Source organism: Arthrobacter sp. zg-Y1110 (genome assembly GCF_025244865.1).
In the GTDB taxonomy this organism is placed as follows: Bacteria; Actinomycetota; Actinomycetes; order Actinomycetales; family Micrococcaceae; genus Arthrobacter_B.
The window spans coordinates 410,252-431,178 of sequence record NZ_CP104272.1 but is presented as its reverse complement, the minus strand read 5'-3'; the positions used below and the strand labels follow the sequence as shown (position 1 = coordinate 431,178).

Here is a 20,927-nt window from a genome sequence, read left to right as displayed (position 1 = left end):
AGAATGAGTACCTTCAGCGGCCTGAACACGGCGTACACCGGCCTCACCGCCGCCCGCAAGGGCCTCGACGTCGTCGGCCAGAACGTGGCCAACGCCAACGTGGCCGGCTACACGCGGCAGCGCCTGAATACTTCCGCGGTTCCCTCCCTCGCGCCCGCCGGCAGGTTCGCCGCCCCTACCGGGGTAGGCCAGGGCGTATCAGTGGATTCCATTGCCCGGCTGGGCAGCCAGCAGCTGGACACGCGGGTACGCAGCACCGCCGCCGTTGCCGGCTATTCCGCCGTCCGCGCCAACGCGCTGATCGAGCTGGAGGACGGGTTCAACGAGCCGGGCAAGAACGGCCTCTCCACGGCACTGCAGAACTTCTCCGCCGCCTGGGACGGCATTTCCCACAATCCCTCGGACAACACTGCCGCTGCGGTACTGCTCAGCGCGGCCAGCACCGCCGCAGGACAGATCGCCAACGGCTACAACGCGGTCCGGGACCAGTGGAACAGCACCCGCAGCGGGCTCAATGACATGGTCACTGAGCTGAATTCCAGCGCAAAGCAGCTGGCCAGCCTTAACGGGGCCATCCGCTCCACGCTTGCCTCCGGCGCGTCGGCGAACGAACTCGTTGACCAGCGCAATGCCCTGGCCACCACCATCGCAGCGCTTAGCGGTGCCACGGTGCGGGAATCCTCCGACGGCATGGTGGATGTCCTCATCGACGGCAATGCACTGGTGTCCGGCACGAATGCCCGTTCCCTCCAGGTCACCGGCGGAAAGACCATGGACGATGCGCAGGAACCCGTAGTGGGCTGGACGGACCGGCCCGGCTCGGCAGCCATTAGCAAGGGCGAAATTGCCGGCGCCACGTCGCTCCTCGCCTCGGCCGGCAACGGCGGCGTCTTCGCGCGGGCCGCAGCTTCCTACAACGAGGTTGCCGCCTCGCTGGCTTCCAGCGTCAACGAGCTGCACCGTCAAGGCGCAACCACGGCCGGCATCGCCGGCGGAGATTTCTTCAGCGTGGGCACCCCGGCTGCAACCACCCTGGCGACCGTGCCGACCGATGCCTCCGGCATTGCCTCCGGCCGGCCGGGCTCGGGAACACTCGACGGCGGCATTGCCGACCAGATTGCCCAGCTGGGTTCCAAGGCCGGGTCCGCGGACAAAGTCTGGAGCGCCTTCGTCACGGCCACCGCGTCGCAGAGCCGCGCTGAACTGCAGCAGGCCACGCTGGCCGACGTGGCGTCCTCCTCCGCGGTGGATCTTCAGCTTTCCAACGCCTCGGTGGACCTGGACGAAGAAAACGTGAACCTGCTGATGTACCAGCACGCCTACCAGGGTGCCTCCCGCGTCATGAGCGCCATTGACGAAATGCTTGACACCCTCATTAACCGCACCGGAATTGTTGGAAGGTAACCCCGTGATCAGCCGCACCACGAACCAGACCATGGCCCGCACGGCCCAGCAGAACCTGCAGGCCAGCATGTCCCGGATGGCCAAGCTGCAGGAGCAGGTCGCCTCCTCCGCTGCTATTGCCCGCCCGTCCGACGACCCCACGGGGACCGCCAATGCACTGAAGGTTCGGTCGGAAATCCGGGCCAACGTGCAGTACACGTCCAACGTGAGCGACGCGGAGGGCTGGCTTACCGTCACCGACAATGCGCTGACCAACACCACTGACATCCTGCGGCGGGTCAAGGACCTCACGCTGAACGCTGCCAACGGCACCCTTTCGCCGACCGACCGCAAGGCCATCGCCACGGAACTTTCCGGCCTGAAGTCGGACCTGCTGCGCGAGGCCAACACCACCCACCTTGGCCGCACGGTCTTCGCGGGCACCTCGGACACCGGCAAGGCGTTCACCGAAACGGGCGGTTCCTACACCTACAGCGGTAGCGGAACCCCCACCACCCGCCGGCTGGACAGCAGTACCCAGATGCGCGTGGACACCGACGGTGAAGCCGTTTTCGGCAAGGGAGACAACTCGGTCTTTCGGATGATGGACAACCTCGTGGCGGACCTGGAAGCGAACAACGACGTCAGCGGCTACCTGACGAAGGTTGACGCGGCGGCCGACACCGTCCTCATGGAACATTCCGCGCTCGGCGTCCGGCATGCTGCCACAATCAATGCCAAGGACAACCTGGCCGAGAAATCCATCAGCCTGGAAACCCGCCGCTCGGGGATCGAGGACCTGGACACGGCAAAGGTCATCCTGGACATGAAACTGCAGGAAGTCGCCTATCAGTCGGCCCTTGCCGTGACGGCCAAGGCACTTCAGCCGACGCTCATGGACTTCCTGCGATGAGCACCGGCCTGACGTTCCTGACTCCTCCTCCCGGGCTGGCCCCGGAGGTGCACTTCGACCTCGAAGAGATCGACGGCGCGGCCGGCTTGTTCGCCATGACCGCGGCCGGCAGCGCCGACGGCGGCAGCAGGCGCCTCTACGTCCTGGACGCCTCCGTCTATCTTCCGGACTACCACCCGGAAATCACCGACGAACAGCGTCATCAGCTGGAACTGGTGACTCCCGAGGACGCCGCCGTGCTGGTGGTGGCCAATCCGACGGTAGGCGGGACCACCGTGAACCTGCTGGCGCCTATCGTGGTCAACCTGTCCACGGGCAGCTGTGCCCAGGTGATCCTTGAAGGCCAGGACTGGCCGGTCCGTGCTCCCTTGGAGCCGGTCGCCGCATAGGTTTCCAACACAAAAAGGCGCACGTTCCGTGGAACGTGCGCCTTTTGTACTTAAGCGGAAGGCTTAGGCGAAGTCGGCCGTGGCCGGATCCGCGCCGTAGCGGGTGCCGTTGTCGAGCGCGTTGATGGCCTCGATGTCTTCGTCACTCAGCTTGAGGTTCAGTGCTTCCCAGTTTTCCCGGATACGGGATTCCGTGACGGACTTGGGGATGACAATGCTGCCCAGGGCCAGGTGCCAGGCGATGACGACCTGGGCCGGGGTGGCGCCGTCGTACTTCGCGGCGATCTCAACGAGCTTGGGATCCTCGAGCAGGCCCTTGCCGGAGCCCAGCGGGGACCAGGACTCGTGCAGGATGTTGTGCTCCGCCTCGAAGGCACGCAGGTCGGCCTGGTTCAGGTACGGGTGGGTTTCCACCTGGTTCAGGACCGGGACAACGCCAGTGGCGTCGATGATTTCCTGCAGGGCTTCCTTGGTGAAGTTGCAGACGCCGATGGACTTCACGCGGCCCTGCTTCTGCAGCTCGACCAGCGCCTTCCAGGTGTCCACGTACTTGTTCTGCTTCGGCTGCAGCCAGTGAATCAGGTACAGGTCGAGGGTTTCCAGGCCGAGACGCTCCATGGAGGCGTCGAAGGCCTTAAGGGTTTCTTCGTAGCCCTGGTCCGCGTTCCACACCTTCGTGGTGATGAACATGTCCTCGCGCGGGACAGAGGTGGCGGCGATGGCGCGGCCGACGCCGGCTTCGTTGCCGTAGATCTTGGCCGTGTCGATGTGGCGGTAACCAACCTCGAATGCCTGTCCCACTACCTTTTCGGCAACCTCGTCCTCAACCTGCCACACGCCGTAGCCGAGCTGGGGGATGGTGTTGCCGTCATTGAAAGTCAGTACCGGTGATGTAGTCATCCCCTCATCCTTGCCCTGATGCCGGGCAGGACAAAGCGGATAAGCTCACCGCGAAAACCCGACGTCATGTATTCCCGGTTTAGCCAGGTTTCTTTTGCGGGGTTTGCCGGTATTTCGGGAAAGCCGATTCCTACTTTCGGGAAATCCCGGTTTCCCGGGCGCTGAGCAGCGCGCGTTCGGCTTCAACCACGTCCTCCTGGACGAGTTCCGCGCGGCGCCGCACATTGTCCAGTCCGGCGGACGCGATCCCCCAGCGCTCCCCTTCGAGCCGCGACATGGCGGCGGCTTCGGCGGCGGCAGCGAGGGAATTGCCGCTGCGGGACAGCGCCCGGTGTACTGCGGTCAACGCTCCGGGAATGTTCTGTCCGGTACTGGGCAGCTGCAGTTGGGCAGCGGCACACACCTCCCGGACGCGCGGCAGCAACCCTGCGAGCTCATTGGCCACGGTCACCAGCTCGTTGTAGATGGCGTCATCCTCCACGCCCTCGAGCATCTGGTAGTAGCGGTCCAGGCCCCGCGTAAAGCGGTCATGCGCCCGGCGCCAGACACCCTTGCCGAGCTCCGCGTCGTCTTTCCGCCCCTGCCGGGCGGCTGCAAAAAGTACCATCAATGTCCTACAAGTACTGGCCGGGGCCCGATTGCGGTTCCTGCCGCGGGCTGCCGGGCATCTGGGCAGCACGGTGCGGTTCCCCATCATCTCCGATAACAACACCCGGCGCCAGTATGGTCCCGGGCGGCAGCTGGCGCAGCTGCAGGCGCCCGGCCGCGTGGCTGGCGGTCTGCTGCGCGGCAATGGCCGTCTGGATGCCGCGGAACAACCCTTCGAGCCATCCCACCAGCTGGGCCTGCGCAATCCTCAGCTCCGCGTCGGTGGGGGTGGAATCATCCATGAACGGCAGGTTGATCCGGTGCAGCTCGTTCACGAGTTCCGGGGCCAGCCCGTCCTCGAGTTCCTTCAAGGACCGGGAATGGATCTCCGCCAGGCGGTTGCGCGCCGCATCGTCCAGCGGTGCGTTGCGGACTTCTTCCAGCAGCTGCTTGATCATGGTGCCGATCCGCATGACCTTTGCCGGTTCATCCACCAGTTCGTTGAGCTTCGCCGGTCCGGTCTTGCCTTTGCCGTGCCCGGGCGCCTCCCGGCTGTCCCCGGAGTGGTTCACCGCTCCGGCGTCACCGGCGGGCGCAGCGGCGCGGGCCGTGCCATCGTCGGCCGGTGTCTGTTCTGACTTCTGCCCAACAGGAGCACCCGGAGCCGCGTCGCGGCGCTCGGAGGATCCGTTCTGTTCAGTCATGGCATTAATGCTCTCACGGTTGGCGGCGGTTGCCCCGCGGGCGGGCGGTTTTCCGGTTCCGTCCGCCGGTTTTGGCGTTCCCTCCGGTTCGGCAGGCTGGGCCCAGGCGCCCAAGCGAAAGCAACAAAGCCAAACAACGACGGCGGCACCGCAGCTGAGGCAATCAGCTGCGGTGCCGCCGTCGTACTTATTGCCGGATCGGCTGCCGTGCTAGCAGCAGCGGCCCTCCGGGTTGGCGTCCTGCCGGTCCATCTTGTCCCGCCAGAACTCCCGTTCGCTCATCAGCGGCGAAGTGCAGCCGGACGCGGCATGGAAGTCCGTGTACTTGCGGTAGGCGTCCTCCCCCATCACGTCACGGAAGAACCGGACGAACCCGGTCACCCCTTGGCGGACGGCGACGGCGGCACTCATGTGTGCGCCGCCCTCTTTGCGGGCCGGTCAGCCTCCGGCAGCGAGTCCCACTGGGCCATGATCTCCTTTTCAGCCGGCGTCGCCAGGAAACCGGCCGGTGCGAAGGTGCGGGACGGAACGGCCGGATCCTCGGCGCTCGGGGCACCGCCCGAACGGAAGGACCGGATGCTGGCGATGATGGCCGTGATGATGACGATGATCGCCAGGGTCACGAACACCACCGAGAGGGTGGTCTGGATGAGCGTGTTGCGCACCACCGCTTCCATGGCCTCCACGGTCTTGGCCGTGCCGAAGCTGGTTTTCCCGTCCGCCAGTGCCTGCTGGAAGGCCTCGTGGTTGGCCCAGTAACCGACGCTCGGCACCGGCGAGAAGATCTTGTAGAACGACGCCGTGATGGTCACCACCGCGGCGAACGCCAGGGGAAGTGCCACGATCCAGAGCCACTTGAATGCGTTCTTCTTGGCAATGATCGCCATGCAGATGGCCAGCGCAATGGCTGCCAGCAGCTGGTTGGCGATGCCGAAGAGCGGGAACAGCGTATTGATGCCGCCCAATGGGTCCGTGACCCCCATGATCAGGATCGACCCCCAGCCGGCGACCATGATTGCCGTACATATCCAGGCTCCGGGACGCCAGGACATGTCCTTGAACTTCGGGGCCACGTTGCCGATGGTGTCCTGCAGCATGAACCGTGCCACCCGGGTGCCGGCGTCGACCGCGGTGAGGATGAACAGGGCCTCGAACATGATCGCGAAGTGGTACCAGAACGCCATCATGCCGGGTCCGCCGATCAGGCTCTGCATGATCGTGGCCAGGCCGACGGCGAGGGTGGGCGCCCCGCCGGTGCGCGACACAATGGATTCCTCGCCCACGTTGGATGCCAGCGACGAGAGCATGTCCGGAGTGAGGTTCACTCCGGCCAGGCCCAGGCCGTTCACGAAGGCGACGGCGCCTTCCACCGTGCCGCCGGTGGCGCCGGCGGAGGAGTTCATGGCGAAGTAGATGCCGCGGTCAATGGAGATGGCAGCCACCAGCGCCATGATGGCCACGAAGGACTCCATCAGCATGCCGCCGTAACCGATGAAGCGGGTCTGGCGTTCCTTCTCCAGCATCTTGGGGGTGGTGCCGGAGGAAATCAGGGCATGGAAGCCGGACAAGGCGCCGCAGGCGATGGTGACGAAGAGGAACGGGAAGAGCGGCCCGGCCACCACCGGCCCGTCGTCGCGGCTGGCGAACTCGCTGACCGCCGGAACGCTGATCTCCGGGCGGACAATGATGATGGCCACGGCCAGCATCACGATGGTTCCCACCTTCATGAAGGTGGAGAGGTAGTCGCGCGGGGCCAGCAGCAGCCAGACCGGCAGGACGGCGGCGATGAAGCCGTAGATGATGATGCCCCACGCGATGGTGGTCGGTTCCAGGGTCAGGGCGTCGCCCAGCGGGGTTTCGGCAACCCAGCCGCCGGCAATGATGGCGGCGAGCAGGAGGACGAAGCCGATGATGGAGACCTCGGTGACCTTGCCTGGACGCAGGTAGCGCAGGTACACACCCATGAACAGGGCGATGGGGATGGTCATGCTCACGGAGAAGACGCCCCACGGGCTTTCGGCGAGGGCGTTCACCACCACCAGGGCAAGGATGGCCACGATGATGATCATGATGACCAGGGTGGCGATCAGGGCGGCGGTGCCGCCGATGAGTCCGAGTTCATCCCGCGCCATCTGCCCCAGGGAGCGTCCGCCGCGGCGCATGGAGAAGAACATCACCAGGTAGTCCTGGACGGCGCCTGCCAGCACCACGCCCACGATGATCCAGATGGTGCCGGGCAGGTAGCCCATCTGCGCGGCGAGGACCGGTCCGACGAGCGGTCCGGCGCCGGCGATGGCGGCGAAGTGGTGGCCGTAGAGGACCCGGCGGTCCGTGGCGGCGTAGTCCTTGCCGTCCGCCTTGTACTCGGCGGGGGTGGCGCGGCGGTCATTGGGCTTCAGCAGCTTCGCTTCGATGAGCTTTGAATAGAAGCGGTAGCCGATGAGGTAGGTGCACACGGCGGCGAACACGAACCAGATGGCGTTCACGGTTTCGCCGCGGACTACGGCGAGCATGGTCCAGCTGAAACCGCCCAGCAGCGCGATGCCCGCCCAAATGGCGATCTTCGCGGGCGTCCAGCGCCGGCCCTCCGCCTCGAGGACTTCCGGATCCACGGCCACCGGCGGCAGTGCCGGGTCCTGTTCCAGGACGTCGCCGTCCAGTGGTTGCCGGTTGTCGGCCCGGCGCCGTTGGTTCTCGCTCATGATGATCCCTTTTGTCTGCGGTGGCTTGTCTGCATTGACATACGTACCGAACGGGGGCAGGGAGTGGCCCTGCACCTTGAGATTACCAGCGGCTGAGGTGGCCGTCACAGACAAACGTGACGGCGGCCGCATGGTGCGCGGCCGCCGTCGTCGTCGGGGGTCCTGCCTGGTGGGATGCCACCCGGCAGGTTGCATGCCTAGATCGTCAGCAGGATCTTTCCCGCGTGCTGCCCGGAGTCGAAATACTCGTGTGCGGCGGCGGCGTCGGCCAGCGGGAAGGTGCGGTCCACCAGGGGCCGGATCTGGCCGGAGACCAGCAGCGGCCAGACGTACTCGCCGACGGCGGACATGATGGCGGCCTTTTCCTCCACGGGCCGGCCGCGCAGGGTGGTGCCGATGACGGCGGCGCGCTTGGTCATGAGCTGGTTCAGGTTCAGCTCCGCCTTGGTGCCGCCCTGCAGCCCGATGATCACCAGGCGGCCGGCGACGGCGAGCGCGTCCAGGTTCCGCTGCAGGTACTTGGCGCCGACGACGTCGAGGATGACGTCCGCGCCGTGGCCGTCGGTGGCAACACGCACCGCTTCGACGAAGTCCTGCTCCTTGTAGTTGATAAGGACCTTCGCGCCGAGCGATTCAGCCAGTTCCAGCTTTTCGGCCGACCCTGCGGTCACCATCGGAACGGCGCCGAACGCGGCAACCATCTGGATGGCCATGGTGCCGATGCCCCCAGTGGCGCCGTGGATGAGGACGTAGTCCCCCTCCTTGACGCCGGCGGCCATAAAGAGGTTGGAGAACACTGTGGCGGCGGTTTCCGGCAGGGACGCGGAAGTGACGGCGTCGAAGCCGTCCGGGAGGGGCAGGACCTGCCCGGCGGGGACGGCAACCTGCTCGGCGTATCCGCCGCCGGTCAGTAGTGCCACCACTTCGGTTCCGACAGCGAAGCCTTCAACGCCCTCGCCCAGGGCGGCAATGCGGCCGGAGACTTCCAGGCCCGGATACTCGGATGCTCCGGCGGGCACCGGGTAGTGGCCCTGGCGCTGCATCACGTCGGCGCGGTTGATGCCGGCGGCAATGACGTCGATCAGGACCTCGCCCGGTCCGGCCTCGGGAGCAGGAACATCCTGCAGTTCCAGTGCTTCCGGTCCGCCGGGTGTTCCAATAACGATGGCTTTCATGCTGTCCTTCCAGGTTTAGCGAATTTTGGTGATTTCATCCCTTCTGCCAGACTACATAGTGAGGAAGGTTGTCCGAGCGGCCGATGGAGCTGGTCTTGAAAACCAGTGTGCGGTAACCCCGTACCAAGGGTTCGAATCCCTTACCTTCCGCCAGACAACGAGAAGCGGTCCCTGATCAGGGGCCGCTTCTTCTGTTTAAGTGCGCGGACCGGTCTCGGGCGCGGATTCATGATTCTCTTACGGAATTGCTGCCGGTTGGGGGATGTGGTGGCGGTTCAAAGTGCAGTAGATGCTGCCTCGGACCCGGCCAGACAGCATCTACTGCACTATGAACGCGCGGACAGAACAGAAGCGGTGGTGGGCGGCGGCCCCGGGCAGCGGCCGGCGGAACGTGACGGACGCAATCACTTAGGCTTGTCCTAAGTAATTGCTTCCGCAGTCCCCCACCGCATCGGAGCCGCAGCATGTCCCACCGCACCTCTTTCTCTTTTCCGAAGCCGGTCCGTATCGCCGCACTCACGCTCGGCCTGGCCGCCGCGCTCAGCGGGTGCGCCGCCGGTGACGACGACGATCGTGACGAATCGGCGTCGAACACCGGAATGCATGGGGTCCCCGAACAGACCGCCGAGCGGGTGCTCCAGGTCAGCTCCGTCCATCCGGAAACCGGCATGACCCTCATCGAAGGACCCACGTTCGGGCCCGACGGCGGCCTGTTCGTCGTCGATGTCACGGCTCCGGCCGGCGAAGCCAAGGTGATGCGGGTGGACGTGGAGGATGAATCCGTTTCCCGGGTCTACACCGAGGGCAACGGCGCCTACACCTCCGCGCAGTTCAGCCCGAAGGACGGCCGGATCTACCTGACGGACTTTGCCGGCGGAAAAATCGACAGCATGACCGCCGACGGCCAGGACCATAAGACCTTCTTCGCCGGCGACGTCGACGGTTCCCCCATGCGCCCGGACGATCTGGCCTTCGATGAAGAGGGGAACCTCTTCGTCAGCGATTCCACCGGTTATGCCGATCCGGCGTGGGAAGCACAGGGCCGGGTGGTGCGGATCGACAAGGACACCGCGGAGGCCACCGTCCTCGCCGAGAACCTTGCCGCCCCGAACGGCATCTCCTTCAGCAAGGACTTCAAGGCCCTGTGGGTCAGCCAGTACATGGACAACCGGATCGACTACCTGGTGCTGAACGAGGACAAGACCGAGGTCACCACCTCCCATCCCGGCATGCACTTTGACGGCGGCACCAGCCAGACGGATTCCAACGCCGTGGACGCCGACGGCAACGTCTATCAGGCAGTCCACGGCCAGCCGCGCATCTTCATCTACAACCCCCGGGGTGAACTCCTGTCCACCGTCACCGTCCCGGCGGACGACGAGGACGGCCTCACCTCGGCCACCAATATCGCCATCAAGCCCGACACCAACGAGGCCTACCTTACGGTCAGCGGCCCTGCCGGTGGTTTCATCTACGAATTCGAATCCCTGTCCACCGGCATCCGCCAATCAAACGGCGGCTAACCTCCTCCTACCCCAGCTCCCACCCCCCCCACCAAGACCAGCACGGATAAGGTGCGAGGCGTCCTGGCGAGGCGCGCCGCCTCCGGAGCACCTCGCTGCTGACTACTAGGGGTGACATGCACCCGTAGGGGCCTGGCGGAGGCGGCTTTAATATTCCAAGCGAGCTCTGCGAGCTCTGGAATTTCGTTGCCGCCGGAGCCAGGCCCCGCAGGCGACCCGGGCCAGGCCGAGCCCCAGCCCCCGCAGGCCACCGCGTGAGGCGCAGAGACTAGCCCTCAGTCACCAGCACCTCGTCGATGCTTTCCTCGCGCCACTGCTTCAGCAGCCGGTGGAACACTACCGGCCCCGGGCTGAAGGAGAAGCTGACGGGCGGCGGGTTGCCCTCGCGGTTGTAGTAGCCGGGCGTGCATTCGGCGGCGAACTTGCGGTTGTCCGCCGAGGTCCGCTGGATGGTTTCGCCCCAGGCCGCCTCGGCTTCGGCCGTCGGTTCGATGTACCGGGCACCCACCTCGCGTGCCCTGCCGATGACGGCGCCGATGTGGTTGGCCTGTTCCATCAGGATGTGGACGAAGTTCACCGAGTTGGCGTTCTGCAGGGAGCCGAGGTGGAACAGGTTCGGGAAGCCGTGCGTATAGAAGCCGTGCAGGGTCCGCGGGCCGCGGCCCCAGGCTTCCAGCAGGGTCTGGCCGCTGCGCCCGGTCACCGGCATGGCCCCGGAGGTGACACCCGAAATGCCTACCTCAAAGCCGGTGGCGAAGATGATGCAGTCCACCTCGTATTCTTCCTCGCCCACCACGATGGTGTTTTCCGTGATGCGGGTGATGCCGCCGAAGTCCGCCGTGTCCACCAGCGTCACGTTGGGACGGTTGAACGTCTCCAGGTAGTAGTCGCTGAAGGTCGGACGCTTGCACATATAGCGGTACCAGGGCTTGAGCTTTTCGGCCGTCGTCGGGTCGAAGACTTCCTCGTCCACCCGGGCGCGGATGGAGTTCATTTTCCGGAAATCAACGAGTTCGTCGAGCCGTTCACGCTCGTCCGCCGAAACGGACTTGTCCACGGCGCCGCTGATCATCTTGCGGTGCAGCTGAGGCACGGAGGTCCAGCCATCCCGGGTGAGGTCCTTCTCCACCGGCTCGCCGGAAACCACAGCCAGGAAATTCTCCATCCGTTCCTGCTGCCAGCCCGGCTTCAGGGAAGCGGCCCATGCGGGATCAGTGGGACGGTTGTTCCGGATGTCCACCGACGACGGCGTGCGCTGGAAGACGATGAGCTGCTCGGCGTCGCGCGCCACCATGGGGATCACCTGGATGCCCGTGGCGCCGGTGCCCACCACGGCCACCTTCTTGTCCGCCAGTCCGGTGAGGTTGCCGAACTGGTCGCCCCCGGTGTAGCCGTAATCCCAGCGGCTGGTGTGGAAGGTGTGCCCCTTGAAGGAGTCGATGCCCGCAATGCCGGGCAGCTTCGGCTGCGTGAGCGTTCCGGAGGAGGTGACCACGTAGCGGGCACGCATCGAGTCGCCGCGGTCGGTGGAAACGATCCATTCGGACGCAGCTTCGTCCCAGGCCAGGCTGGTCACGCGGGTGGAAAACACGGCGTCGCGGTAGAGGTCGAAACGTTCCGCAATGGCCACGGCGTGCCGGCGGATCTCCTCGCCCGGCGCGTAACGCTCGGTGGGCATGTAACCCACTTCTTCGAGCAGCGGCAGGTAGACGTAGGACTGGATGTCACAGCGGATGCCGGGGTAGCGGTTCCAGTACCAGGTGCCGCCGAAGTCCCCGGCCTCATCCATCATGCGGATGCTCTCGACGCCGGCCTGCCGCAGCCGCGCTCCGGTCATCAGCCCGCCGAACCCGCCGCCGATCACCAGCACCTCCACGGTGTCGGCCAAGGGCTCCCGTTCGGTGCGGGGAGTGTAGGGATCGGTGGCGTAGTAGCCGAATCTTCCCTTGGCGGGCTGATACTGGGTGGCGCCGTCCGGGCGGATCCGCCGGTCCCTTTCGGCCTTGTACTTCGCCCTCAACGCCTCGACGTCCAGGCCGTCTTCTATGCGCTCGTACGCTATGGGGGTTTGCGTGCTGCTCATGTAGTGTCCTCGCTTCGCTTGCGCGTTCCCGTGACCCAGGGCAGAGCGGGAGGACTACGACGCCGGTGCGCTCGGAGTCCGTCTCACTCCGATCTGCAGCCGCGGGGACGCCGGTATATCTCAAAAACCGATAAACGGTTAGCCTCACCCTAACTAATTTGGCTGAGCATTCGCTGACCTCTGTGTTTGCCGACACGTCCGCGGCCACTACGGTGAACTCATGACCGAAGGAAGCAATGAGCAGCAGGAACGCGAACGCGTTCTGCTGAGTCTCGAAGAACTGGCCGATTCCCTGCAGTCGTCGGCCCTGCCCAGCTTCCTCGATCCGTTGCTGTCCACGGACCTGACGGTGCGCCAGTTGAAGGTCCTGACCGTTCTCGTCACCGCAGAGGAGGGTGCTACCGGCCGTGGCCTCTCGGAGTCCTTCGGTGTTTCCATGGCATCCATGTCCGGTTTGATCGACCGGCTCGTCGCCCAGGGTGTAGCTACCCGCTCGGAGGATCCCCTGGATGCACGGGTACGCAGGGTGAAGGCAACGCCGCTGGGACGGACGGTGGTGCGCCGGCTCGTGGCCGGACGCCCCGAACTTAATGTCGAAATTCTCTCGCGGTTGTCGATTGAAGACCTGCACGCACTCGAACAGGGCATGCGTGCCGTCCATGCCGAGATAGGCCGTGGAGCGGACGCCAAGAGATGACTGTTCGGCCGCCGCGCCTTATCTCCGGGGCCAACTGGTTGGTCCAGGCGGCAAGCCTCATGGCTCTGGCCTACCTCCTCCGCGTGCTCCAAGCCAGCGGGACCCTGCTTTACCTCGGGGCGGGAATCGGCACAGGCCAGTTGATCGTGGCTGCGCTGGTGGCGGCCTGGTGTTTCTTCCTCGGAGCTTCCTGGACACTCGTTCCCTGGTTCAGCGGCCTCTTTCGCCATGTCTTTCTGCGTCGGGCCGCCGGCTTCCTCGGCGGCATTATCACCTGCGCATGGTTGCTCCTCCTTGCTGGATATGGATTCCTCACCCTTTTCTTCTCGGGGTCCGGCTACCAAAGAATCTCAGCGCCGGCGGGAGAGCACACATTGCTGATCAACAACCAGAGCGTTTTGTTGATCGGCTCGCATGCCGTCTACGAACAGGTGCAAGGCCCGGTCTACGAATACCGGGACCAGGTGCTGACAGATGACGGCTACGATCCGTTCAGCGGCGGAGCCTTTTCCGTGCAGTGGGGTGAAAAAACCGCAACGATTTCCTTCGCGGTGTATTCGCAGGGCGAGGACGGCAATGCGGGGGACCGGAGCGGCCGGGCAGTCATTCCCCTCAGTGCCAGGTGACCCGGATCCGTCCCGCCCCGTCCGCCGGAAGCACCGGGAACAGGGCAGGTTCCCGGAAACCTCGCTCCGCGAAGGCCCCACGCACGGCCGCGCGGACCCGTCCCTCGTCCTCCCGCCGGATCAGGGCAATGGCCGAGCCGCCGAATCCCCCGCCGGTCATCCGGGCACCCAGCGCACCGGCGGAGAGCGCCGCGTCCACCGCCAGGTCCAGCTCCGGGCAGGACACTTCGAAGTCATCCCGCAGCGAGGCATGGGAAGCGGTCAGCAGGTTCCCGATGCCGGCGACGTCGCCCGCCCGCAGGTGCCCGACAACCTGCAGCACCCGTTCGTTCTCTCCGAGCACGTGCCGGACCCGCCGTCGGGTTTCCGCATCCAACCGGTCCAGGGAGGTACCGGCAGGCACCTCCCGCAGCGACGCCGCACCCAGCGCCGCCGCTCCGCGTTCGCAGGACGACCGCCGGGCGCTGTAGCCGCCGTCGGCGTGGCTGTGGACCACCCGCGTATCGATGACCAGCACTTCGAGTCCGTGCCGGGCCAGGGGCAGCGGCACGGTTTCGGAGTCGAGGCTGCGGCAGTCCAGGAACAGCGCACTGCCCTCCCGGCCCATCAGTGATGCCGACTGGTCCATGATGCCCGTGGGCGCACCGACGAATTCGTTTTCGGCGTACTGGGTCAGCCGGACCATCCGGGGCCGGTCCATGCCCAGCTCCAGCAGCTCGTTCAGCGCCACAATCACGGCCACTTCCACGGCGTGCGAGGAGGACAGGCCGGCACCTACCGGCACCGTGGAATCCAGCAGCAGGTCAAAACCGGGGACGACGACGCCGGCTCTGCGCACCAGCGCGAACACCACACCAGCCGGATAAGCTGCCCAGCCGCCGACCCCGCCCGGCTCCAACCCGCCGGTATGGAACCGCGCACGGGACAGCTCCTCACCGTCCGGAGCATAGGTGGAAGCGAGGCGCACGACGTCGGACTCTCCTGTTTCGCCCGACCGGCGCAGCCGCATGGCCACGAGGGCACTGCGGTCGATGGCGAACGGCAGGACGAAGCCGTTGTTGTAGTCCGTGTGTTCGCCGATCAGGTTTACTCGCCCGGGGGCCCGCCACACGCCGTCGGGCGTCTCGCCGTACACCTCTGCAAAGCGCCGGACCAGGTTTTCGGCCCGGGACTGCACCGGCTGAACCGGCGCGCTCATACACGCACCTCCCGAAGGCGGACGGCGGTCTGCTCCGCAGTGGTGTCGTTGATGAAGGCACCCATCGCGGCCTCGGAGCCGGCCAGGAACTTCAGTTTGTCCGCTGCCCGTCGGGGACTGGTGAGCTGCAGGTGCAGCCAGCCAGCTTCACGGTCAGCGGCATTCACCGGTGTCTGGTGCCAGGCGGAAATGTACGGGGTGGGGGTGCCGTACAGTCCGTCCACCCGCTGCAGCAGTTCGAGGTACACGGCAGCGAGCTCGTCGCGTTCTTCCCCGGTAAGCGCGGCCAGGTCCGGGACCTGGCGGTGCGGCACCAGGTGGATTTCCAGCGGCCAGCGGGCTGCGTACGGCACATACGCGGAGAAGTGCCTGCCTGCCAGGACCATGCGGTCCCCGGCCTCGGACTCGTCCCGAAGCAGCTCGCCCATCAGTGCCCGGCCATGCTCGGACAGGTGCTGCCGGGAGCGTTGGGCCAGCCGGGCGGCGTGGGGTGCGGCGTACGGATAAGCGTAGATCTGCCCGTGCGGGTGGTGCAGCGTGACGCCGATGTCCTGGCCCCGGTTCTCGAAGGGGAAGACGTGCGCGATGCCCGGCAGGGCCGAGAGTTCCCCGGTGCGCTGCGCCCAGGCTTCGACCACGGTGCGGGCCCGGGTGTACGGCAGCGAGGCGAAGGAGGCGTTGTGCTCCGGGGTGAAGACCACCACCTCGCAGCGGCCGAACGCCGGCGAGGGCCGCCCCCAGAGCGCACGCTCATCCCCTGTCCCGCCCGGTTCCGGCAGGATGCCGAGTTCCGGTCCCAGGGAGGGGAAACGGTTCTCGAAGACCACGACGTCGAAATCTTCCGCCGGTATTTCCGACCTCCGTCCCGGACGGGTGGGGCACAGGGGGCACTGGTCGGCGGGCGGCAGGTAGGTCCGGGCCTGGCGGTGGGCCGCCACGGCCACCCACTCCCCCGTCAGCCGGTCGAAGCGCACCTCCCCGTTGCCGGAACGGGGATCCAGCGGACGGGCATCCACGACCGTTTCCACCGGTTGCCCGCCGCGGTCGGTGAAGAACAGTGCCTCCCGGCCGTCGGCGAGCCGGTGCCGGCGGTGGACGATCGGCTGCACAGCCGCGTCGGAATCAGCAGCAGGAAACTGGCCGGACACGTATCGGCCTCCTCTTCGGCGGATTGGAACTCGTTTTGCGTTCACTACGACCATAAGGGGCCGCACCCTCGGTGAGCGGGCGCTCCTTTGTTACTCCTCGGTACCTCGTGTCAGGAAGTGGGGGTGCAAGGCCGTACACTGTGCTGGCGATCACTTTTCCGCCTCCTCGGGGGACGCGGCGGAACCTTCCCGAAGCTCATGCATTGACGCATGTCACCGGACGGACACCTGTTCGTAACCCGCCCCGCCTAGCATCACCCTTCGTAATCACTCGCTGTATCCCCTGCCGCCGTATCCGGCGGCCATTACCTGTCGGCCGCACGCCGACCAAGGAGTATGAGGCATGAGACCTTTCCCATGGAAGGCCGCGCTCGGGACCGCCCTGTCAGCAGGCCTGCTCGCCGCCCCGCTGACCGCATTCCCGGCCTATGCACAGGACGGCAACGCTGCCGGTCCCGGCATCATCATTAACGAGGCATATCTGTCCGGCGGCAGCGCCAACGCCCCGTTCAACACCAAGTTCGTGGAGCTCTACAACCCCACCAGTGAACCGGTGAGCCTGGACGGCTGGTCCCTCCAGTACCGGGCCGCGAGCGCCACCGCGGCGCCCACCGGTATCGGCACCCTCTCCGGCAGCATCGCTCCGGGCGGGTATTACCTGGTTTCGGGCGCCAGCAACGGCACCGCCGGCGCGGCCCTCCCGAACGCCGACGCCACCATCGGCGCCAGCTTCGCCGGAGGCGGCGGCACCCTGATCCTCGCGAACCAGGGCACCCGAATTGATCCCCTGCCCACCGGCTCGGTCATCGGCGCTCCCGGCGTGGTCGACCTGATCGGCTACGGCACCTCCAACACCTTCGAGACCGCAGGCGCGGCCGCACCGGCCGGCAACTCGGATCCGAAGTCGCTGAACCGCACCGGGTTCGCAGATTCGAACAACAACGCCGCCGACTTCACCCTCAGCACGTCGGTCACCCCCACGTCTTCGGCCGGCACGGCTCCCACCGAGCCCACCCCGACGCCGACGCCGACGCCCACACCCACGACGCCGGTACCGGTGCCGGTGCCGGGGGACGCGGTTCCGATCGCCGAAATCCAGGGCACCGGCGCGGCCAGCCCGCTGATCGGCCAGACGGTCACAACCCGCGGCAAGGTCACGGGCGTCTACGCCACCGGCGGCTTCAACGGCTACTACATCCAGACCCCGGGTACAGGCGGTGACATCACCCCGGCCACGCACACCGCATCGGAAGGCATCTTCATCTTCTCCGCGGCAACTGCAGGCCAGGTGACCGCCGGCGACTACGTCGAGGTCACGGGTACCGTAGGCGAGTACTACAACCTCACGCAGCTCACCGTCGCCGACGGCGCCATGACGAAGCTCAGCGAAGCGGCGCCCGAGGTCAAGCCCGCCGCCGTAGCGTGGCCGGCCACCGAGGAACAGCGCGAGACCTTTGAGGGCATGCTCCTGGCACCTCAGGGCGAGTTCACCGTCACCGATAACTTCTCGCTGAACCAGTACGCAGAGATCGGCCTCGCCGCCGGCAATTCTCCGCTTGTCCAGCCGACCGCCGTAGCTGCCGTCGGAACCCCGCAGCACGCCGCCGTCGTCGCGGACAACGCTGCCCGTGCCGTGAAGCTCGACGACGGCGCCAGCACCAACTTCCTCAACGCCGCCAACCAGGGCAAGCCCCTGCCCTACCTGACACCGGAAAACCCGGTCCGGGTGGGTGCCGCAGCTGCCTTCAGCACCGGCGTGATCCTCGATTTCCGCAACAGTGCCTGGAAGTTCCAGCCGCTGACCGAACTGACGCAGGCCAACGCGGCGACCGCCACGCCGGCGTCGTTCACCAACACCCGCACCGCGGCGCCCGAAAGCGTCGGCGGCAACCTGAAGCTCGCGTCCTTCAACGTGCTGAACTACTTCACCACCACCGGTGACACGCTGTCCGGCTGCACCTTCTACAAGAACCGCAGCGGCGAACCCGTGACCGTCAACGGAGGCTGCGACGCCCGCGGCGCCGCCAACGCAGCGAGCCTGGAACGCCAGCAGGCCAAAATCGTGGCCGCGATCAACGCCCTGGGCGCCGACGTCGTCTCGCTGATGGAGGTGGAGAACTCCGCCAAGTTCGGCAAGGACCGCGACGATGCGCTGTCCCGGCTGGTGGCAGCGCTCAACGCGCAGGCACCGGGAACCTGGGACTACGTCCGCTCCCCCGCGGCCCTGCCTGCCGATGAAGACGTGATCCGCTCCGCTTTCATCTACCGCACCGGAACCGCCGAACCTGTCGGCGAATCCACCATCCTGGACAACGAAGAGGCCTTCTCCAACGCCCGCGAACCGCTGGCCCAGGCCTTCCGCCCCGCCGGCGCGGAAGACGGCACCGAAATCCTCGCCGTCACCAACCACTTCAAGTCCAAGGGTTCGGCACCCTCCTCCGGCGAGAATGCCGACACCGGGCAGGGCGGCTTTAACGCAGACCGCGTCCGCCAGGCGCAGGCACTGGTGGAGTTCGCCGGGACCGTATCGGAAGCAGCAGGCACGGACAAGGTGTTCCTGCTCGGCGATTTCAACGCCTACCACGCGGAGGATCCCATCAAGGTGCTGGTTGACGCCGGCTACGTTGACCTCGGTGCAACCACGGGCAAGCACTCCTACGCCTTCGGCGGGACCGTCGGCAGCCTGGACCACATCCTGGCCTCCCCGGCAGCCAATGAAGCGGTCACCGGAGCGGATATTTGGAACATCAACTCCGTGGAGTCGGTGGCCTTCGAATACAGCCGCTACAACTACAACGCCACCGATTTCTACGCACCGGATCCTTACCGTGCCTCGGACCATGACCCGATCCTCGTCGGCATGGACCTGACCGCCGAAGGTACGGACACCGCCACGCTGAACCTGCTGAACATCAATGACTTCCACGGACGGATTGATGCCAACACGGTGCCGTTCGCCGGAACCGTTGAGGAACTGAAGGCCGGTGCACCGGAGGGCAGCTCGCTGTTCCTTTCCGCGGGCGACAACATCGGCGCGTCCCTGTTCGCTTCCTCAGTGCAGCAGGACCAGCCCACCCTTGACGTCCTGAACGCCCTCGGGCTGCAGGCCTCGGCCGTCGGCAACCACGAGTTCGACGGCGGTTTCGCGGACCTCACCGGCCGCGTCGACGCGGGTGCACAGTTCCCCTACCTGGGCGCCAACGTCTACGCCAAGGGCACCACCACGCCTGCGCTGCAGGAGTACGAGATCATCGACGTCAACGGAGTCGATGTCGCCGTTATCGGCGCCATCACCCGGGAGACTGCAAGCCTGGTCAGCCCGGGCGGAATCAGCAACCTGGACTTCGGCGATCCGGTGGAAGCGGTCAACCGCGTAGCCGAACAGTTGGTGGAGCAGGACCTCGCCGACGTGATCATCGCCGAATACCACGAGGGTGCCGGCAGCGGCACTCCCGACGGCGCCAACCTCGATCAGGAGCTGGCGGCCGGCGGTGCCTTCGCGGAGATCGTCAATGACACCACCGAACTGGTCGATGCCATCTACACCGGGCACACCCACAAGCAGTATGCCTGGGATGCAGCCATTCCCGGCGGCGACGGCAAGACCCGTCCCGTGGTGCAGACCGGTTCCTACGGTGAATTCATCGGCCAGATCCGGCTCGAATATAACGAAGCAACCGACGAGGTCACTTCCTACACCGCAGCCAACGTGGCCCGCACCAAGACAGCCGCACCGGCACTGGTAGCCACCTACCCGGCAGTGGCCGAGGTAAAGCGGATTGTCGACGCCGCCCTGGCCTACTCGGCGGAAGTGGGCAACCAGCCCGTCGGCTCCCTCACCGGAGACATCACCTCGGCCTTCGTGGGTACTGCCCGCGACGACCGCAGTTCCGAATCCACCCTCGGCGCATTGGTGGCCGATTCACTCCTGTCCACCCTTGCCGCCCCCGAACGCGGAGGCGCCGAGATCGGTGTCACCAACCCGGGCGGCCTGCGTGCCGAGCTCTACTACGGCGAGGACGGCGTCATTACGTACGCCGAGGCCAACGCGGTTCTGCCCTTCGTCAACAACCTCTGGACCACCACGTTGACCGGTGCCCAGCTGAAGACCATGTTGGAGCAGCAGTGGCAGCCGGACGGCAGCTCACGCGCCTTCCTGGCCCTCGGCCTTTCGGACAACATCACCTACACCTTCGACCCGGACCAGCCCCGCGGCTCACGGATCCAAAGCGTCACCATCAACGGTGCCGCCATGGACCCGGCCCGCGATTACCGGGTGGGTACGTTCAGCTTCCTGGCCCAGGGCGGCGACAACTTCACCGTCTTCAAGGAAGGCAAGAACACCCGCGATACCGGCCTGGTGGACCGTGACGCCTGGATCAGTTACATCTCGGCCAACAGTCCGCTGTCCCCCGACTTTGCCCGTCAGGGCGTAGTCGTCAAGGGTGCACCCAGCACGGTCAAGGCAGGCACAGCAGCGACGTTCACCGTCGGCCAGCTGGACCTGACATCGCTCGGCAGCCCTGCCAACACCTCGCTGGCAGTCAGCTTCGTGAACGCTGCCGGAACCTCCACGGCCCTGGGCACGGCATCGGTCAGCGCCGGTTCCGCCACAGTGACCGCGACGCTTCCCGCGTCGGCCTCCGGCCCCGGATCCCTGGTGCTGAAGGCTGCTGAATCCGGCACCACGGTGACCTTGCCGGTCACGGTAGAGAAGGCTGCGGCGCCGGCACCGGTCTGCAAGGCGCCGATCGCGCCGAAGCAGTGGTGGGACGTGCGCGGCTGGGTCCGCTACGCCTACGAACTGGCGCAGTACGTTCTGTGCCTGGCCGGACGGAAGTAACCCGCTAGTAAAGCAATGACAGAAGCGCCGCCTTGGGTTTACCCGGGGCGGCGCT

Annotated in this window: 16 protein-coding genes and 1 tRNA gene; 8 read left to right on the top strand and 9 right to left on the bottom strand. The window is 66.2% G+C overall.

Going from position 1 to position 20,927, the window contains the following annotated elements:
• Nucleotides 1–3 precede the first annotated feature (3 nt).
• From flgK to N2K99_RS02090, 3 genes are read left to right on the top strand one after another with little or no spacing between them, the layout of a single operon-like run.
• Nucleotides 4–1,404, top strand: a complete 1,401-nt coding sequence (gene flgK, locus N2K99_RS02100) for a flagellar hook-associated protein FlgK (protein WP_227934217.1) — start codon at nucleotides 4–6, stop codon at nucleotides 1,402–1,404.
• A 4-nt stretch (nucleotides 1,405–1,408) separates the two neighbouring features.
• Nucleotides 1,409–2,296, top strand: coding sequence for a flagellar hook-associated protein FlgL (flgL, locus tag N2K99_RS02095; protein ID WP_227934216.1), 888 nt, complete (start codon nucleotides 1,409–1,411; stop codon nucleotides 2,294–2,296).
• Nucleotides 2,293–2,685 (top strand): flagellar assembly protein FliW, encoded by a 393-nt coding sequence (locus N2K99_RS02090; protein ID WP_227923889.1) that lies wholly within the window; start codon nucleotides 2,293–2,295, stop codon nucleotides 2,683–2,685. The genes flgL and N2K99_RS02090 overlap by 4 nt, the downstream gene beginning before the upstream one ends.
• Before the next feature lie 63 nt (nucleotides 2,686–2,748).
• Here the strand turns inward: N2K99_RS02090 and N2K99_RS02085 are convergent, their stop codons facing one another.
• The 6 genes from N2K99_RS02085 to N2K99_RS02060 form a co-directional block, all read right to left on the bottom strand.
• Complete coding sequence (locus N2K99_RS02085) at nucleotides 2,749–3,585, bottom strand: aldo/keto reductase (protein WP_227929397.1); 837 nt, start codon at nucleotides 3,583–3,585, stop codon at nucleotides 2,749–2,751.
• 130 nt (nucleotides 3,586–3,715) lie between these two features.
• Nucleotides 3,716–4,192, bottom strand: coding sequence for a hypothetical protein (locus N2K99_RS02080; protein ID WP_227923894.1), 477 nt, complete (start codon nucleotides 4,190–4,192; stop codon nucleotides 3,716–3,718).
• 7 nt (nucleotides 4,193–4,199) lie between these two features.
• Nucleotides 4,200–4,877: a bacterial proteasome activator family protein gene (locus N2K99_RS02075; protein ID WP_269436593.1), complete on the bottom strand. Its 678-nt coding sequence runs from the start codon at nucleotides 4,875–4,877 to the stop codon at nucleotides 4,200–4,202.
• A 210-nt stretch (nucleotides 4,878–5,087) separates the two neighbouring features.
• Nucleotides 5,088–5,288 (bottom strand): YbdD/YjiX family protein, encoded by a 201-nt coding sequence (locus N2K99_RS02070; protein WP_227923896.1) that lies wholly within the window; start codon nucleotides 5,286–5,288, stop codon nucleotides 5,088–5,090.
• Nucleotides 5,285–7,579: a carbon starvation CstA family protein gene (locus N2K99_RS02065; RefSeq protein ID WP_227923899.1), complete on the bottom strand. Its 2,295-nt coding sequence runs from the start codon at nucleotides 7,577–7,579 to the stop codon at nucleotides 5,285–5,287. Before N2K99_RS02065 ends, N2K99_RS02070 begins: the two co-directional genes overlap by 4 nt.
• A 197-nt stretch (nucleotides 7,580–7,776) precedes the next feature.
• Nucleotides 7,777–8,754, bottom strand: coding sequence for an NAD(P)H-quinone oxidoreductase (locus tag N2K99_RS02060; RefSeq protein WP_227934215.1), 978 nt, complete (start codon nucleotides 8,752–8,754; stop codon nucleotides 7,777–7,779).
• 62 nt (nucleotides 8,755–8,816) lie between these two features.
• Here N2K99_RS02060 and N2K99_RS02055 point away from each other — a divergent pair.
• Together N2K99_RS02055 and N2K99_RS02050 are read left to right on the top strand one after the other, a co-directional pair.
• Nucleotides 8,817–8,907 (top strand) — tRNA-Ser (locus tag N2K99_RS02055).
• A gap of 311 nt (nucleotides 8,908–9,218) precedes the next feature.
• Nucleotides 9,219–10,277, top strand: coding sequence for an SMP-30/gluconolactonase/LRE family protein (locus N2K99_RS02050; protein ID WP_227934214.1), 1,059 nt, complete (start codon nucleotides 9,219–9,221; stop codon nucleotides 10,275–10,277).
• A gap of 268 nt (nucleotides 10,278–10,545) precedes the next feature.
• On the opposite strand, the gene N2K99_RS02045 is transcribed toward N2K99_RS02050, so the two are convergent.
• Nucleotides 10,546–12,360 (bottom strand): NAD(P)/FAD-dependent oxidoreductase, encoded by a 1,815-nt coding sequence (locus N2K99_RS02045; protein ID WP_227934213.1) that lies wholly within the window; start codon nucleotides 12,358–12,360, stop codon nucleotides 10,546–10,548.
• A gap of 220 nt (nucleotides 12,361–12,580) precedes the next feature.
• Between N2K99_RS02045 and N2K99_RS02040 the strand changes: the two genes are divergently transcribed.
• The gene (locus tag N2K99_RS02040; RefSeq protein ID WP_227923910.1) at nucleotides 12,581–13,057 is read left to right on the top strand and encodes a MarR family winged helix-turn-helix transcriptional regulator; all 477 of its coding nucleotides are present in this window, start codon (nucleotides 12,581–12,583) and stop codon (nucleotides 13,055–13,057) included.
• Nucleotides 13,058–13,116: 59 nt separating this feature from the next.
• Nucleotides 13,117–13,683, top strand: a complete 567-nt coding sequence (locus N2K99_RS02035) for a hypothetical protein (RefSeq protein ID WP_227934212.1) — start codon at nucleotides 13,117–13,119, stop codon at nucleotides 13,681–13,683.
• Here the strand turns inward: N2K99_RS02035 and galK are convergent.
• Both galK and galT read right to left on the bottom strand, forming a co-directional pair.
• Nucleotides 13,670–14,881 carry a galactokinase gene (gene galK, locus N2K99_RS02030; RefSeq protein WP_227934211.1) on the bottom strand — a complete coding sequence of 404 codons (1,212 nt, stop codon included), beginning with the start codon at nucleotides 14,879–14,881 and terminating at the stop codon, nucleotides 13,670–13,672. The genes N2K99_RS02035 and galK overlap by 14 nt on opposite strands.
• Nucleotides 14,878–15,981 (bottom strand): galactose-1-phosphate uridylyltransferase, encoded by a 1,104-nt coding sequence (galT, locus tag N2K99_RS02025; RefSeq protein ID WP_227934240.1) that lies wholly within the window; start codon nucleotides 15,979–15,981, stop codon nucleotides 14,878–14,880. Before galT ends, galK begins: the two co-directional genes overlap by 4 nt.
• A gap of 391 nt (nucleotides 15,982–16,372) precedes the next feature.
• Between galT and N2K99_RS02020 the strand changes: the two genes are divergently transcribed.
• Nucleotides 16,373–20,872: an ExeM/NucH family extracellular endonuclease gene (locus tag N2K99_RS02020; protein WP_227934210.1), complete on the top strand. Its 4,500-nt coding sequence runs from the start codon at nucleotides 16,373–16,375 to the stop codon at nucleotides 20,870–20,872.
• Nucleotides 20,873–20,927: the final 55 nt, after the last annotated feature.